Source organism: Acinetobacter sp. CAU_H_29a_1 (genome assembly GCF_058599505.1).
This window is the reverse complement of record NZ_CM178655.1, coordinates 1,000,542-1,016,937: the sequence shown is the minus strand read 5'-3', so window position 1 is coordinate 1,016,937 and position 16,396 is coordinate 1,000,542. Positions and strand designations below refer to the sequence as shown.

16 protein-coding genes are annotated in these 16,396 nt (G+C 42.1%); 9 read left to right on the top strand and 7 right to left on the bottom strand.

Annotated features, from left to right (window positions below; genetic code table 11):
- Positions 1–67: 67 nt before the first annotated feature.
- From AC4MDD_RS05075 to AC4MDD_RS05055, 5 genes are all read left to right on the top strand, one after another.
- Positions 68–1,702 (top strand): long-chain fatty acid--CoA ligase, encoded by a 1,635-nt coding sequence (locus AC4MDD_RS05075; RefSeq protein WP_491882390.1) that lies wholly within the window; start codon positions 68–70, stop codon positions 1,700–1,702.
- 32 nt (positions 1,703–1,734) lie between these two features.
- A complete protein-coding gene (locus AC4MDD_RS05070; protein ID WP_490738327.1) occupies positions 1,735–2,556 on the top strand; it encodes an SDR family NAD(P)-dependent oxidoreductase in 822 nt (273 codons plus the stop codon).
- A 252-nt stretch (positions 2,557–2,808) separates the two neighbouring features.
- Entirely contained in the window at positions 2,809–3,495 is a 687-nt protein-coding gene (locus AC4MDD_RS05065; protein ID WP_279043624.1) for a Smr/MutS family protein, read from the top strand.
- A gap of 93 nt (positions 3,496–3,588) precedes the next feature.
- Positions 3,589–4,137, top strand: a complete 549-nt coding sequence (gene folE / locus AC4MDD_RS05060) for a GTP cyclohydrolase I FolE (protein ID WP_171054237.1) — start codon at positions 3,589–3,591, stop codon at positions 4,135–4,137.
- Positions 4,138–4,223: 86 nt separating this feature from the next.
- Positions 4,224–4,583: a cupin domain-containing protein gene (locus AC4MDD_RS05055; RefSeq protein ID WP_279043626.1), complete on the top strand. Its 360-nt coding sequence runs from the start codon at positions 4,224–4,226 to the stop codon at positions 4,581–4,583.
- 56 nt (positions 4,584–4,639) lie between these two features.
- On the opposite strand, the gene AC4MDD_RS05050 is transcribed toward AC4MDD_RS05055, so the two are convergent.
- Positions 4,640–6,022, bottom strand: coding sequence for a diguanylate cyclase (locus AC4MDD_RS05050; RefSeq protein WP_279043627.1), 1,383 nt, complete (start codon positions 6,020–6,022; stop codon positions 4,640–4,642).
- A gap of 85 nt (positions 6,023–6,107) precedes the next feature.
- Between AC4MDD_RS05050 and AC4MDD_RS05045 the strand changes: the two genes are divergently transcribed.
- A protein-coding gene (locus tag AC4MDD_RS05045) for an IS5 family transposase (RefSeq protein WP_491882389.1) occupies positions 6,108–6,859 on the top strand; the annotation gives its coding sequence in 2 pieces (ribosomal slippage) (positions 6,108–6,444 and positions 6,444–6,859; 753 coding nt in all).
- A 176-nt stretch (positions 6,860–7,035) separates the two neighbouring features.
- Here AC4MDD_RS05045 and AC4MDD_RS05040 read toward each other — a convergent pair.
- The 4 genes from AC4MDD_RS05040 to hemE all read right to left on the bottom strand — a co-directional run bounded on the left by AC4MDD_RS05040 (position 7,036) and on the right by hemE (position 11,508).
- Positions 7,036–8,919 carry an Lnb N-terminal periplasmic domain-containing protein gene (locus tag AC4MDD_RS05040; protein WP_491882388.1) on the bottom strand — a complete coding sequence of 628 codons (1,884 nt, stop codon included), beginning with the start codon at positions 8,917–8,919 and terminating at the stop codon, positions 7,036–7,038.
- A gap of 69 nt (positions 8,920–8,988) precedes the next feature.
- Positions 8,989–9,459, bottom strand: coding sequence for a DUF3015 family protein (locus tag AC4MDD_RS05035; RefSeq protein WP_004695672.1), 471 nt, complete (start codon positions 9,457–9,459; stop codon positions 8,989–8,991).
- 144 nt (positions 9,460–9,603) lie between these two features.
- Positions 9,604–10,401, bottom strand: a complete 798-nt coding sequence (locus AC4MDD_RS05030) for a DUF817 family protein (protein ID WP_491882599.1) — start codon at positions 10,399–10,401, stop codon at positions 9,604–9,606.
- A gap of 36 nt (positions 10,402–10,437) precedes the next feature.
- Positions 10,438–11,508: a uroporphyrinogen decarboxylase gene (gene hemE, locus AC4MDD_RS05025; RefSeq protein ID WP_078425354.1), complete on the bottom strand. Its 1,071-nt coding sequence runs from the start codon at positions 11,506–11,508 to the stop codon at positions 10,438–10,440.
- A gap of 202 nt (positions 11,509–11,710) precedes the next feature.
- On the opposite strand from hemE, the gene AC4MDD_RS05020 reads away from it, so the two are divergent.
- From AC4MDD_RS05020 to AC4MDD_RS05010, 3 genes are all read left to right on the top strand, one after another.
- Positions 11,711–12,952, top strand: a complete 1,242-nt coding sequence (locus AC4MDD_RS05020) for a L,D-transpeptidase family protein (RefSeq protein WP_242759422.1) — start codon at positions 11,711–11,713, stop codon at positions 12,950–12,952.
- Between the two features lie 75 nt (positions 12,953–13,027).
- Positions 13,028–14,095: a hypothetical protein gene (locus AC4MDD_RS05015; RefSeq protein WP_491882387.1), complete on the top strand. Its 1,068-nt coding sequence runs from the start codon at positions 13,028–13,030 to the stop codon at positions 14,093–14,095.
- Positions 14,096–14,217: 122 nt separating this feature from the next.
- A complete protein-coding gene (locus tag AC4MDD_RS05010; RefSeq protein ID WP_491882386.1) occupies positions 14,218–14,913 on the top strand; it encodes a pirin family protein in 696 nt (231 codons plus the stop codon).
- A gap of 81 nt (positions 14,914–14,994) precedes the next feature.
- Here AC4MDD_RS05010 and AC4MDD_RS05005 read toward each other — a convergent pair whose 3' ends face one another.
- Together AC4MDD_RS05005 and AC4MDD_RS05000 are read right to left on the bottom strand one after the other, a co-directional pair.
- Entirely contained in the window at positions 14,995–15,348 is a 354-nt protein-coding gene (locus AC4MDD_RS05005) for a DUF1304 domain-containing protein (protein WP_087013231.1), read from the bottom strand.
- A gap of 67 nt (positions 15,349–15,415) precedes the next feature.
- Complete coding sequence (locus AC4MDD_RS05000) at positions 15,416–16,393, bottom strand: zinc-binding dehydrogenase (RefSeq protein ID WP_114837166.1); 978 nt, start codon at positions 16,391–16,393, stop codon at positions 15,416–15,418.
- Positions 16,394–16,396: the final 3 nt, after the last annotated feature.

Genomic DNA, 16,396 nt, shown 5'->3' with positions numbered 1-16,396 from the left:
CCAAAAGGCTTTTTGCTTCAGCAAATAGCCTTTTTTATTAGAAAAATAGTCACCAAGGATAAATGAAATGTTTGGCAAAATGATGCACCAATCTTTATTGATTAGTAATTTAATCGAACATGCGGCAAAGTACCACGCAGATACTTCTATTTTTTCACGTGAAGTAACTGGACAAATGACCATCACCAATTGGTTACAGGTCCAACAGAATAGCAAACGTTTAGCCAATGCTTTCACATCATTTAATCTTAACCAAGGTGATCGTCTTGCAACGATCGCGTGGAACAACCACCGTCATTTAGAATCTTGGTATGCTATTTCGGGTAGTGGTTATGTTTGCCACACCATCAACCCTCGCTTATTCCCAGAACAACTGGTGTTCATTATTAACGATGCACAAGATAAAGCGATTTTCTTTGATTCAACTTTTCTAACGTTAATTGTCGCAATCCAAGGCAAAGTACCAACCGTTGAAAAATTTATCTGTTACGGTGCGCGTGATGAAAAAGTCATTGCAGCACTTCCAGATGTTATTTTCTATGATGATTTAATTCAAAACCAATCTGCTGAATTTAACTGGCCGCAATTCGGCGAAGAAACGCCAAGTTCGCTTTGCTACACTTCTGGCACTACAGGCAATCCTAAAGGGGTGTTGTATAGCCACCGCTCAACCTTATTACACAGCATGGCAACGTGTTTCCCAGACTCACTCAACTTGTCTGCATCAGATATCGTCATGCTTGTCGTACCCATGTTCCATGTAAATGCATGGGGTGTTCCTTACTCAGCAGCAATGGTGGGCTGTACTATTGTCCTTCCAGGGCCAAATCTGGATGGTGATAGCTTAGCCAGCTTAATTGATGACTATAAAGTAACCATCGCTTTAGGTGTGCCAACCATCTGGCAAGGTTTACTTGCTGCTGCAAAAAAACGTGGCACAACCTTAGACAGTATGAACCGCAATGTTGTGGGTGGCGCTGCGTGCCCACCGTCGATTATTCGCGATTTCAAAGATAACTATGCATGCGACACCATTCATGCTTGGGGGATGTCTGAAACCAGTCCACTCGGCACGATCAACCAACCGAAAGCAAAACATTCAGCTTTAAGCGCTGAAGACTTTGAAAAACTACGCTTAACCCAAGGTCGCCCGCCTTTTGGCGTTGAACTTCGCATCGTGGATGGCGATAGCCTAAATCCTTTACCAAACGATGGTCATACTCAAGGTAATCTTCAAATCCGCGGGCCTTGGATTGTTGATCATTACTTCAACCAAGAAAAAAGTGCCACCACAGCCGATGGTTGGTTCGACACGGGCGATATTGCAACATTAAATGCAGACGGCTATATGACCATTTGTGACCGTGCTAAAGATTTGATCAAGTCAGGCGGTGAATGGATTTCTTCGGTTGAAATTGAAAAAATTGCAGTTGGACATCCTGAAATTCGCATGGCTGCCGCAATTGCAGCACGTCATCCAAAGTGGGACGAGCGTCCAATCTTAATTGTAGTAAAACAGGAAAATTCAACACTGACTGAAGATGAAGCCCGAGCTTATTTTGAAAATAAAATTGCACGCTGGCAGATTCCGGACGTAGTCATTTTTGTAGATGCACTGCCAGTCAATGGCACAGGCAAAATTGTCAAGGCTGAACTTCGTACAAAATTTAGCGATGTTTTGCTAAAAGAAGAAGTTGTTTAAGGCTCATTCGAAACATTCAAAAGGATATTGTGATGAAAAAAAATATGAAAACAGCATGGGTTACAGGCGGCAGCAGCGGTATCGGTCTTGCATTAAGCAAACTGTTACTAAAAGATAAATATCAGGTTTGTATTTTTGCCCATGCGGGGATTGAGCAAGCAGTAACTGAATTAAAAAAACAGTCACCATCGGTACATGGTTTTGAAATTGATGTACAAAATGAAAGTAATTTGGAAAAGGCATTTGCTGAAGTAGTTACTGCAGCAGGTACACCTGATCTTGTAATCAATTCTGCTGGTATTGTGATTGCAAAATCTTTTGAAGACATGAGTTCTGAAGAGTTTTTACGCCAAATCAATATTAACCTTGTTGGTAGTCGCAATGTTGCTCATGCTGCATTACCTTATTTAAAACAAACTACCCAACAAGGCAGACGCCCTAAAGTTGTCTTCATTGCTTCAGCATCTGGGCTGCTCGGTTGTTATGGCTATACAGGTTATTGTTCTTCTAAATTTGGTGTGGTTGGCCTAGCTGAAGTACTCCGTATGGAGCTACGCAGCCAAAACATTGATATTGCCGTGGTATGCCCACCTGAAATTGATACGCCGTTGGTGACTGAAGAGCGTAAACACGGCTCGCCTGTAACAGCTGCTTTGAAACAGCTGGGTGGTAGTATGCCTCTAGATAAGGCATCTAAAGAAATTTACAACGGTATTTTATCTTCTGATTTCATGATCATTCTAGGTACACAAGTACGTCTTCTTATTAAAGTATCGCGTTTACTACCGAATACCTTCCGTGGTCAAATCGACAAGAAACTGGATAAAATTCTCAGTAATTTACGTGCAAGTTAAGTCACGACTGACTTAGCATGCCAAACCTGAACCCGAGTACATCATTTGTCTCTCTAGATAGAATGGTTGCTCGGGTTCAATCATTTGAGGTTCTTCCAGAACAGCAGTGCTCTTGAGCACCGCGCAGAATACTATTCACCATTTGACATGCAATTTTTTGCAAATCTCTATGAATGCAATTCAGTTCAAATATAGGGAAAATCAGACTATAATTATCGCCTAATTTCTTATTTTGCGTATTTTTCTGACACTATGAGCAAACATGATTCATCGCTTTCTAAAGAACAGTTTAATTTACTGAAAGACTTTAAAAAGCAAATCACCAATCCGCATTCGACTGCCATCAAACAGTCTGAAGCCCAAGCTCAAGTTGCTCCGCCCGAGCCAGAAGATGATTTCGCGTTGTTTCAAAAACAAATGCAAGGTGTCCAAAAAATGGAGACCGCGAACATTGCCAAAATAGAAAAAAATCCAAAGAAAAAAATCGATGCACAAACTTTAGCAAAACGTGCAGCGGCTGAAGGCCCAATGCATACAGATGCAACTGAGCTGTCCGATACTCAAGCGATGCTCAACCCTGTAGCGAGCCAAGCCACACTCAGTTATCGCATTGCTACACTACAACACAAAGTATTTGAAGATTTAAAAGCGGGTAACATTCGTTGGTTTGAAGCAGTCGACTTGCATGGTTGCACCGTTGAAGAAGCCCGTGTCGCAGTTTTACAAGTCATTCAAATGGCCAAAGATGAAAATCAAAATGTCATTAAAATTGTACACGGCAAAGGTCCGGAAGCCATTTTAAAAACATATGTGAATGGTTGGCTGCGTCAACACCGCGATGTGCTGGCTTTTGTGAGTGCACCAGAGAAGCAAGGTGGTACAGGTGCTGTTTTAGTGTTGCTAAAACGAAGCGACAAGAACCCAAAGTTTAAACAGTAATCGGATTTTTGTCCAAAATAAGGCATTGGAATAGTTTTCTGCTACAATGCCGTCCTTGTTCAATATCAGTGTAAGTGAACACGTCTTATGTCTATGCAGCAATCCTACGCTAACATCTTAACTGCCGTTGGTGAAGACCTAACCCGTCCAGGTCTCCTCGATACGCCTATGCGTGCTGCTAAAGCTTTTTCGTATTTAACGTCTGGTTATAGCAAAAGCTTAGAAGAAGTGACCAATAATGCGGTGTTCCCATCGGACAACCGTGAAATGGTGCTGGTTAAAAATATCGAATTTTATTCACTCTGTGAACACCATTTATTGCCTTTTTATGGTCGCGTACATATTGCGTATTTACCTGAAGGCAATGTCCTTGGACTCTCTAAATTTGCACGCATCACCGAAATGTTTGCACGTCGTCTACAGATTCAAGAAAACCTGACGCAGCAGATTGCAGAAGCGGTTGCAGAAGTGACAGGTGCACGTGGCGTGGCGGTTATGATTGATTCAGCACATATGTGTATGATGATGCGCGGCGTCGGCAAACAAGAATCGACTACACGTACCGTTTCCTTTATTGGTGACTTTAAAACCAATAAAGAAGAGCGCCGCGAGTTTTTAAGTGCAGTCCCTGAAAGCTATTAATTGAAACATAAAGCCTCAACCTCTGTTGGGGCTTTTTTTATGCATATATCATTGAACGATTCATTTTTTGTTTAGAGGAATACGCAATGTCAGCAATTTGGTTAGCAGGTCATGGTTTGACCCAAGGCGAACAGAGTATTGATTTTCCACGTCCAGACCGTTTGGTTCAAGGCAATCCACAGCGCCAGACCTATAGTCTATATGAACACCCACACATGGGCTGCGGGATTTGGCACTGTGAAGTTGGCTCATGGAATATTCAATTTGCTGACAACAAACAAGAATTCTTTCAAGTGATGGAAGGCTGCATCCGTATTCATGATGCCCATACTCAAAACTTCATTGAAATCAAGGCAGGTCAGGCAGGAATTATTCCTCCGAGTTTTATCGGCACATTTGAAGTGGTTGAAGCTGTAAAAAAATACTATGTGATTGTTGAGGTATAAGCACCTCAACAACCGATTTGAAACGTCTTAGAACAGCTCGTGTTTAAATCTGAGATTTAAACACTCAGGACTTTTTCAGTCATATGAATACAGTTACGCCCTTTATTTTTGGCGGCATAGAGTGCCGAATCGGCAGTGTCTAAAAAGCGTTGATAGTCAGGATGACCATTATAAACCGTACAGCCAATACTGACGGTAAAACTAAAACTTTGCCCATGAGCGGTACGAATTGGGGTTTCCTGTACCCGCATACGAATCGTTTCAGCGATTTGTAAAGCACGCGTGAGATCACTGTCGACCAACAGCAATAAGAACTCTTCCCCACCGACACGGAAGGCATAGTCACTGCCCTTCGCTACATCTAACAAGACTTCAGCAATAAAACGCAGTGCCAAGTCCCCTGCGGTATGCCCATATTTATCATTAATACGTTTGAAATAATCCGCGTCGATTGCCAATAAACTAAGTGCTGCATCATTTTTACGGGCAAAATTAATTTCACGCGACACAATCGTACTTAAATAACGACGGTTTAACAGCTGAGTCAGTGAGTCATTGCCTGAGTCTATATATTCGGTCACTTGAAACAGTTGATCGACCAAATGCTGAATCTGTCGGTTCACGTCACGAATTTCTTGAATGCGTTCTACCTTCTGAGCCTGATCCTGATCCTGACAGTCGAGCACGTCAAAATTGAGGGTATCGACCTGTTGAATCAGCCTGATAATGGTCTCCACCTGCTCTGCACCCGTAAAGGCATACGCTGCTTTATGCACAAACCATAGACCAAATTCTGACTTAGACAAAGCAATGTGTTGTAACTGCGGATGCTCGGAGAAGACTTTGAACATCAGCTCATTTTCCCAGTCAAGCAAAATACTGCGCTGCTTATCTTTTTGTACCGCGACATCTTGCATTGCAGAAAATAAGCGATAGCTATGCTTAACTTCATGGCTTCGCTCAGTATTGGCTTCATAGGATCTGCACATAATTTCTGTCGCAAAACCCATAATTTGCAGCATATAACTTAGCATGTGGTGGTTATTTTCTAGCGGAAGTCCAGCCAAGAGTTCCAAGATCTTGTTCTCAATCTCACGAATACCGCGCATGATCAACCAAGAAGGAATGCCCACCCGCGCATGTACCTGCCCAACTTTTTGTTGTTTTTCAACTGCTGCATAATAGGCTTCATTCACAGCCACGTCGAAACTTTCAATGAGCCATTGGTTTAAACTGTTTTTTAAACGTTGTTGAATGATGTCATCTTTAAAAAAATCTGCAGCCTCAGGCTCCAAGACAATATTGCTATAAAATTCATTAACCAATACAGACGAATGCTGCTGAATAAAATTTTGCGCTTTAACGTGATCATTCACTGAATAATGTTGGCAAATTTTCCCCCATTGCTCGGCCAATTTAGCCATGCATTCATCATTCATAAAACTTACCTATTTATATATTTTTGAGACTTACTAGGGCTTGTTGAGAATTAACAAAGGCTACTGATTAATTTATAATAGTACTATGAATAGATACATACTTACTGATGCCCAATGGGCAAAAATGGAACCTTTTTGCCTAGGTAAAGTGACCGATCGAGGTCGTAGTGGAAAAGATAATCGATTATTTTTAGAAGCAGTCCTATGGATTGCCCGTACAGGCAGTCCATGGCGTGATCTACCTCCTCATTTTGGTAAATGGAATACCGTCTTTAAAAGATACCGTGATTGGGTGAAAGCTGGTGTATTTGAAACTATTTTTGCATCTGTAAATGAAGATGTTGATTTGGAATACGCCATGATTGATGGAACGATTGTTAAAGTTCATCGACATGGGCAAGGTGCAAAAGGGGGACTTTCAAACAGTCTATAGGTAAATCTCGAGGTGGAATGACCTGTAAAATTCTTGCCTTAGTGGATAGTCTAGGCAACCTTATTAAGTTTCGATTAATGCCTGGTCAATATCACGATTTAGTAGAAACCAAACCTTTAATTGAAGATGTTGATTTTCAAGCATTACTAGCGGATAAAGCATTTGATGCAGATTGGCTCATCCAAGAACTCAATGAACGTAAAGTGAAAGTGGTGATCCCACCCAAATCTAATCGAAAAGTAATGAGAGCCTTTGATACGATTATGTATAAATGGCGTCATCTCATTGAAAACTATTTCTGTAAGTTAAAAGAATTTAAACGTATAGCGATGCGTAGTTGTAAAACAGATACGAGTTTTGAAGCCATGATTCAACTGTGCGCGAGTTTAATTAACTCTCGGTAATTCTCAACAGACCCTAGACATTTATGTGATTAATATAACAAATTTCAATACTTATTTTCACCATCAGCTTTCATTTTCAGCGCTTTATAAAAAGTAAGGCTCACGTTTGGTTGTTTTAACAGCAATGACTTTCATAAAAAAAGCCCCATTATTGGAGCTTTGAAAAGAGGATCGAACTAAAAGAAATGGATATAACTCAAACCCGTCTGATCCCAATCTTTGCCTTTTTGCTGTTGATACTGCCAATGAAGCCTCAACGCATTTTGCTGATTGAATAAATATTGCAACTGAGTATTCAGTCTGACTTGCCATTGATGGCTATCTTCCCAATATGGCAGCTCGACCTGTACCAAACTATTGATATGTTCGCTCCAGATGTTCTGGCAGCCTACCGTTGGCCCAAGTCCCATGCGCCAACCTCGGTCTAAAGCTTTGCCTGCTTGAACATGATTTTGCAATTGTGCATAGCATAAATGTTGACGCTCTTGATCTGCCACACTATAGCCAAACTGACTGGATAGATTGAATACACCGTGTTGATCCTGTTCACTAAATGCACCATCTCGATTTAGTGCCTCTTGTTGCCAGCCCATATTGAAGCCCCAACTTAATGGAGTTTTAAAGGCAGTCAGCGGACTGTAGGCATTGACCTCCAGCACATTCAACTCTTGCAGTTTTAGTCGATCATCGCGATATTCGAGGCTACCATCTAGAAACTTAAGCTGTGTACCCAAACGGAAACCGCCTTGTGGGTCAATCAAGTCATGATAAGCCTGACGATGGCTCAGTCGGAAATAAGTGTCACCTTGTATTTCACCCGATTCAAGCTGAACGGTTCGCGCCTGATGACCTTTTACTGGATCTACTTTTGGCGCTTCGACCACTTGACGTTGCTTTTCCAAGTTAATCTGACTCCGCAAACCCAGCAGTTGTCGAATACGCGGTTGAGCATCTTCTGCAGCGACCTTTTGTGCAATTAACTGTAAATACACATGGTCATAGGCCATTTCTAAAATACGTGCCTGATCCACCAACGCATAGCGACTCAAATAGTCTTGCATTTGAGCCGGTTCAAGTTGCGCAACCTGATGCGCAGCCGCTGCCAAGGCTTGTCCGTGTTGTTTGGCTTGTGCCAACAACTGAGTTTCTAAAGCTGGACGGTAAACACTTTTTGCAATTAGATGGTTTTCATCGACCGCCTTAATAGTCTCAACAGGAATCGCAGCAGTTTTAAATTGTTTTTGTAGGTTGACCTCTGGCCGTACCAAATCAATTAAACCCAGTAAACGATAGGCACAGTTATCACTGATAAAATAGTAAGGAAATTGCACATGCTTGAGTTCCCAAATATGCTCAACCATGGTTTTGGTTTCTTCTGGCGTCAGGGCTAACTCGTACTCCCACAAATCGCGGCTTTCCAAATCACCATATTCTTTCACTTTTCGATAGTACGGCATGAGTGAGTACTCACCTGGGTACTGCCCGGTTAAGCCCTTCCATGCAAAAGAAAAACTGTCGCTATTGGCCACTGTCGCTGCATAATTCACTGCATAAGAGACTAAGTTCAGCTGTTTTTGGTCTTTAGGATCGAGCCTTAACAGGGTATGCCCAAACATCGAACTAGGATTACCCATAAAGTCCGTGGCGTAAATTAAAGTCGCCTTATATGGCTTAATTTGCCCAAGCCACTCATCCAGCTCAGGACATGAGGCTTTAGGCAGTTGGTTTGATGCAATATTCAGTTGTCCTATGAGCCATTTTGAACGTGCCGGAAAGCGACACTGAATCGATTGATTGGCTTCGGCTGGGGTAAAAAGTGCTGCAATATTGGCATCAAGCTCTTGTTTGAGCTGAGTTTGTCCGTGTTCGCTATAAAAAAATGAACGGTAGGTGACTTCACTTTGTCCTGAGACATTGGCATACATCAAACGTTGCCAAGTCACATTTGAGGCTAGCTTCAGCTGCTGTGCTTTTTCAATATAAAACTCGGCTGAGCTAGGTGCTTGAGCAAAGATGCTGGTGCTGAATAGCACACTAAAGAGGAGGACAACAGATTTCATGCAGTGTTAGCTATTCTTCTTTTTTAGATATGAAAAACCCTGCCTGAATGGCAGGGTTTTATGGTGCAATTAAACGTATGCTTTTAATACGCTATCCGTTGCCATGACTGCTTGTAAAGATGCTAATACTTGAAGCGCATCTTGGTTTTCAGCTGAATAGATTTTTGCGAAGTTTTGTTTAGACACTTCAAAGAAACGTGCTTTATCTTCAGACTGGATGTTCAGTAATTCAGCCAGTACATTTAGACTTTCGCCCTCACCAACTGCCATATCACGCGCCAATGCTTCCGCATTTTCGTTGGTAAATGTTACTGCCTGAGCAGTCACGGTACCTGTACCGCTACAACCTAAAGTACCAAAGGTAATACCGAAAAGTTGGTTAGCAAAAAGACCATTGGTTGTACCCGCTAAAATTTTAGCGACTTTACCAGACTGGCCAGCCCAAATTTGTGAACCAATACCACAACCGACGTCATTATCTGCAAATGTAGCGGTAGAACCAACAGCCAAAACCGCAGCCAATGCTATTTTTTTCAACATAAGGTTTCTCCAGACTCGATTATCTCCGAGTATTTTTATTGTTCCCATTGTGTGTATTTTGAGCTACACCCTTGTAAGATAGCCGTAACAAGCGCATAACGCAAAACAATTTATACTAAAGTGAAGTGAATATTTAAAAATGTGCTAGCAGTATAAGGACCAACTGCCACGTAGGTCTCGTTTCCCTAAAATCTTTAACACCAACACCAGACTGAGCAGTAGCAATAAATACCAAGAACCCAACTTACCCCAACCGACCATATGCCATGCATCGACTTGACTTGGGTACAGCCAGATTTGGTAAAACGTACTGATATTTTCCGCAATCCAAATAATAAAAGCCAACAGTAAAAGTACGGGTAACATCGGCAGTTGAAAACGGTGCTGCTGTAATTCAAAGCCAATCTTGGTTTTCCAAAACAGCACTATGCTCCACGCAAACAAAAGATAACGAATATCCGGAACAAAAAATTTGGACATAAAGTTGATATAAGACAACACCGCCAATGTCAGCATGGCGGAGAAACGGGGCAAGTGCTGAAAAGAAACATGATAGAGACGCAATGAGCGCGAAAAAAAACTGCCTACAGCCGAATACATAAAACCTGCAAACAACGGCACGGTGAGAATTTTAAACACGGCGGGATGCGGATACTGCCAAGATGCAATTTGCGGATGAGTCAAAAAGATTTCCATCACCATTGCCATCACATGAAATAATGCAATCACTTTAGCTTCGGCCCAAGACTCAAGTTTTAAATACAGCAGACAAACTTGAATCAGCACGGCATAAAACAATAGATAGTCATAACGGAAAAAGCCGAAATATTCCTGACTCCCCATACTGGCTGTGAACGCAAAAGCCAATAACAGTAATATCCCAAATAAGGCAGCCGAAGCTGCCTTAGATGAGAACTCAAAACATGATTTTAAAATCGTGATCACGCATGAACCCTAATTGAATTGAAGCTGTGAAACTTAGAGATATTTGGCACTGTATTCATGCACAGTATCAACAAAGGCTTTCGGGTTTTCAGGGTCAACCCACTGAGTAATGCCGTGACCTAAGTTTGCAACATAACCTGTTTTCTCACCGCCTGCATAAGCGTCATCCAACATGGCTTTAGTGGCTTTCACGATGGTGTCATGCGAACCATATAATGTTGCAGGGTCTAAGTTGCCTTGCAGTGCCGCACGGCCAGCCACCGTTTGACGAGCTACATTTAATGGCGTCGTCCAATCTAAACCAAAAGCATCAGCTCCTGTTGCCACCATCGGCTCTAGCCACTGACCGCCACCTTTGGTGAATAAGATCACAGGCACTTTACGTCCTTCATTTTCACGTTTTAAACCTGCAACAATTTTTTGCATGTATTTTAAAGAAAATTCTAAATATTCACGGTGTGCCAATGCCCCGCCCCAGCTGTCAAAAATTTGTACGGCTTGAGCACCTGCATCAATTTGCGCATTTAGATAGTCAATCACCGCATCAGCCAAACGATCGAGCAGCGCATGTAAAACTTCAGGTTGCGCATACATCATTTGTTTGGTGAAACGGAAATCTTTGCTCGAACCACCTTCAACCATATAAGTTGCTAGCGTCCAAGGACTGCCTGAAAAACCAATTAATGGCACTTGGCCGCCAAGCGCTGAACGGATCGTCTTGACTGCATTCATCACATAGTCGAGATCAGATGCAGCATTAAACTGAGGTAAATTCGCCACATCTTGTTCAGTACGAACCGTTTTATGAAATTTAGGCCCTTCCCCAGCTTCAAAATAAAGCCCTAAACCCAAAGCATCGGGTACAGTTAAAATATCTGAAAATAAAATGGCAGCGTCGAGCTCATAACGACGTAAAGGCTGTAAAGTTACTTCACACGCAAATTCGTTATTTTTACACAGCGAAAGGAAATCACCCGCTTGTGCACGGGTTGCACGATATTCAGGTAAATAACGCCCTGCTTGACGCATCATCCAGACGGGTGTGGTATCTACAGGTTCACGTAATAAAGCACGTAGAAAACGATCATTTTTAAGCGTCGTCATTTACTTTCCCATCTCAATTAAATTTGCTCACCATCATAACAAAAAGGTCGAATTTTTAATAACTTCTCATAACACTAAAATTCGATCAGGACAAAGATGCAAACGAATATTTACACAAAACAAATACTGCATCTCCATCTTTTTTCTGTAATACTTGACTAGTTTTTACTTTGTAAATGAATAATTCTTAAGGTTGAATTACATGTTCGTTCGCACAATACTCGCGATGAGTTTAAGTTGCATTCTTGCTGGTACAGCGTTTGCTGCATCTACTACTGAACAACCTTTGACGCCCAAAAAGATCATTGGTACTTCAGTTCAAGATCCTATTGATCCTTTAGCAACAGATGTCGCTTCAGCTTCTACTGCGGTTGCAAATAGCCAAATTACAGCAAAAGAACAAGCAGACTTAAACCAAGCTTCGCAAACTTTAGATCAACTTGAACAATCTGAAGATAAAACCGCTGACGTTGGTGCTGCACCAAGCAAAACCACCCCTGCACCGACCACCACGACGACCAATCCTGCTGCAGCAAAAGCATCGTGGACATTAAATGGTCTAAACAGTGCAGAATGGTTTGACAATATTGGTAAAGGCCAATTCCCTGTCTATGCACGTGCTCACGTGATGCTGAATAATGCACATGCGTCTCCGGGTGCAATTGATGGCATGAGCGGTAAAAATACCCTCAAAGCCATTGCTTCGTTCCAGCAAATGAGCGGTTTAAAAGCAACAGGCACTTTAACCAAAGAAACTTGGGATGCCCTACTGGCAAGCCAAGGTTCTAAGCCTGCATTTATTGAATACACCATTACCGAAGCAGACCTAAAAGGTCCTTATGCCGCATCAATTCCACGCGATTATGCACTACAAGCCAAAATGAAAGGTTTGTATTACACTCGCGTGACTGAAATGTTGGGTGAAAAGTTCCATATGGATGAAGACTTCTTGCAGAAGTTAAATCCAAAAGCGACCTTCAAAAAAGCGGGCGAAAAAATTATTGTGGCCAATATCCGCAATGAAGTGCCAGAAGACATTCATTTGATCGTTGCGCACAAAGGTGCAAAACAGCTGTATTTATTTAACAGCCGCAACCAAATGATTGGTTCTTTCCCTGCAACCATTGGTAGCTCGGACACTCCATCGCCAGCGGGTACCTATAAAGTCACTGGTGTTGCACCAAATCCATGGTATAGCTACTCGCCAAGTAACTTTGTACAGGGCAAAAACTTAAAACCACTTTCTCTACCACCGGGTCCAAACGGTCCTGTAGGGAATATCTGGATTGGTTTAAGCAAAAAATCATTTGGTATTCACGGTACACCAAACCCTTCAGCTATTTCTAAAACAGCATCACACGGTTGTATCCGTTTGACCAACTGGGATGCCAATGATCTTGGCAAAAAAGTGAAGTCAGGTGTAACGGTTAAATTCTTAGAATAATTGGCTTTCTAAGGCATTTACGCTATAAAAGGTGTTCTCTTGAGAGCACCTTTTTTCAATTACAACAATATAAAAATGACGATGAATGCTTTAAAAATAATACTGCCCGTGGCCTGCTTACTATCTTTCTCAACTTATAGCTTTGCCGAATTAGATGAAGAAATAGTGACCAGCGTGGATGCTTCTGCTTATGTGGTGGAATCTGACAATCCATATGACAATCTGGATGATCATGAAAAAATCCGTCATCCGCAATACATTCCAGAGCAAGATAGTCTCAGAGAGCCACTTTTGAATGCACGCTATTATGTCATCGCAGGCAAATCTCCGATTTACTATTACGCGATTCGAACAGGGCCAAAGCCTAAACTACTTTATTTAAACCCGCCCCACTCCGCGGTTTTTTCAATAGGCGAGGCATATGCTGAAAATCGAGAAAAAATCACCCTACAGCCTCAACTCGACAATACAGTCAAAGATCATGAGCTGTTTTCGATTATGCCCGTCGCGAAGCATCTCGCACTGATTTTTCGTACTCGCTATGCCTATACTCCTACAGAGTTAAAAGCCAATGCGGCCATGAACGCCATCTATGCCAACAATCGCTACCGATACAGCTATGAAATTATTGAAATCGACACGAATGGCAAACAGCTTCACCGCGTACAATTTGTGGCTCCTGCCATTGAAGATGGGATGAGTTTTGGCCCCAAATGGGACGAGGACTCATCGGATTATAATAATGCAATACTTGAATACAGCACCAAGTCTCCAGGCGACTACCAAACCGTACAACCTTATAACCTTGAAACCCGCTATGAATACAAACAAGGTCAATTGAAGCACTTTGAACAAAAAGTTCTGCTCACCGCCAGTGACAAAGTGTTCTTAAAGAATCCACCCAACTCGATTAATTATGAAAATTATCTCGATGATCAAGATGTACCACTCTCCGTTGAAAGCAGTACTTGCCTTGATGACTATTTTGTTTTTAAAGACAAAGCAGCTCCACTCGGTGTGAAATGGGGCAATGACTGGATGCAACAGCAGCCGAATCTACATCAACAATTTTTAGCTGAATATGCGCAAGGCAAAAACTACGTCTGGAAAGATTTCCGCGTACGGTATTGTTATTTAAACTAAGGCTGCAATGTTGCGTTTAATCATTTCAATATTGAAACGCAACATTGCAAATTCAATATTTTAGCGATAAATATAAAACGCTAAAATTGCTCCATAGATTAAAAATAAGATTGGAGTTCAAAATGGATGCTTTCATTCATCGCAGTCAAGACCGTGGTCATGTGAATATCGGCTGGCTAGAGTCTAAACACAGCTTTTCTTTTGGCAGTTGGTATAACCCTAAATATATGGGCGTAAGTGCTCTACGTGTCATCAATGACGACGTGATCGCGGGCCATCAAGGTTTTGGGCAACACCCCCATGACAATATGGAAATCTTAACCTGTGTACTCAAAGGCACCATCACCCATAAAGACAGCATGGGCAACCATGGCGGTATTTCGGCAGGTGAATGGCAACTGATGAGTGCAGGTACAGGTGTACAGCATAGCGAAATGAATCAGGGTGATGAGCCAGTACATTTGCTACAAATTTGGATTACCCCAAATCAAAGAGATGCAGCACCAACCTATCAGCAGATTCGTCTTGATCCACATGAGCAGCCAAATCAATGGCATGTAATATGTGGTCCAAATGACAATGCTGCAATGCATATCCGTCAAGATGCCGAAGTCAAAACGGCTGTGATTGAAAAAGATCAAATGCTAGAAGTTAAAGCTACACAGCATATTAATTATGTACATGTGATTTCAGGTTCAATCCAAATTGCAGAACATACTCTTCATGCAGGTGACGCGATTGCTTTCTTAGAAACAAGCGACGTTAAAGCTTTGGAAGAAGCACAAGTGATTTGGTTTGATTTGCCTGAAGTCAAATAAGTACGTACCCACTCACAATAAAAAGCCAACGTCTCGACGTTGGCTTTTTTAATGTAGAACTCAAGCAATTTTTCTCTTGCCTTAGAAAAAATTTACCGCAAGTAACGCTACAGCCGCAGGTAAGGCTTGGATGTAGATAATTTTCTTACTGGCGGTCAGGCCACCGTAAATACCAGCAACCAAAACGCAGCCTAAAAAGAAATTGGCCAGTGGCAGTGCATAAGTTTCAGGTGCACATAATGCCCAAAATAAACCTGCAGCCAAGAAACCATTGTATAAACCCTGATTTTGTGCCATAACTTTGGTCAGTTGTGCTTTTTCGGGCGTATTGCCAAAGGCTTTTAAGCCATAGGGCTTATCCCATAAAAACATCTCTAAAACTAAAATATACACATGCAACAGTGCAATTAAAGCAATCAAAATTTGTCCCATCATATGCTTTATCCTTATTTTTGATGAATGATGCTAGATCAGCTTCACAGCTGATCTAAGTCGAAAACGGTTAAGGTTTCAAAAGTACTTTACCCTGACGTGCGCCTTGCGTCGCTTTCAGTGCTGCATCTTTAATTTGTGCAAAGCTGAAGATGCCTTCAACAGGCAGCAGTAATTTTTTCTGTGCAGCAAGCGTCAATAACTCTACAATTAACGCCTTTTTGCGTTCAGCAGACAATTGCTTATTCACCACACTCGCCCAAAAGCCTTTGATTGTGGCTTGTTTAAAAATCAGATCTCCCGAAGAAATTTGCATGGTCTCACCCGTCATGCTGCCAAATGAAACCAATAGACTATTTTCACTCAGCAAAGCCAACATTTCACCACTGGCCTGACCACCAATGGAGTCTACACCTGCGATCAGTGGCTGATCTGCATGAATCGCTTTGACTTGTTCTTTCCAATCAGCTTGGTCTGTTGCTACCACATTTTGAATGCCTAAGGCCTGCATTTCAGCTACAGCCTTAGTACGGCGAACCAAATGAATTACCTTTTGACCACGCGCTTTTGCAATCATTGCCACGGTTTTACCCACCGCACCATTGGCAGTGTTCTGAATCAACCACGAATCTACTGGTAAATCGATAAAATCTAAAAGCATCAGTGCACTGATCGGCATCCCAATCAACTGCGCTGCCGTTTCATCATCAATCGCATCAGTTAAAGGCACGATGCCATGTGCTGGCGCAATAAAATACTCAGCCCAACTACCATGAATTCCTGCAACCGCTACACGCTGCCCTATCGATACGCCTTGTACCCCCTCACCCAGAGCATCAATTACACCCACAGCTTCACTGCCACCAATTGCAGGCAGTGTTGGCTTATAACCATAACTACCACGCACTGTCCACACGTCATGGTTATGGATTGGCGATAGAATCATTTTAATACGCACTTCACCCGCTTTCGGTTCAGGTTGCAGCATATCCGCAGCTTCCAAGGCGTCAACAGGCTCACCAAAATGGTGATGAATAATACTTTGCATTTG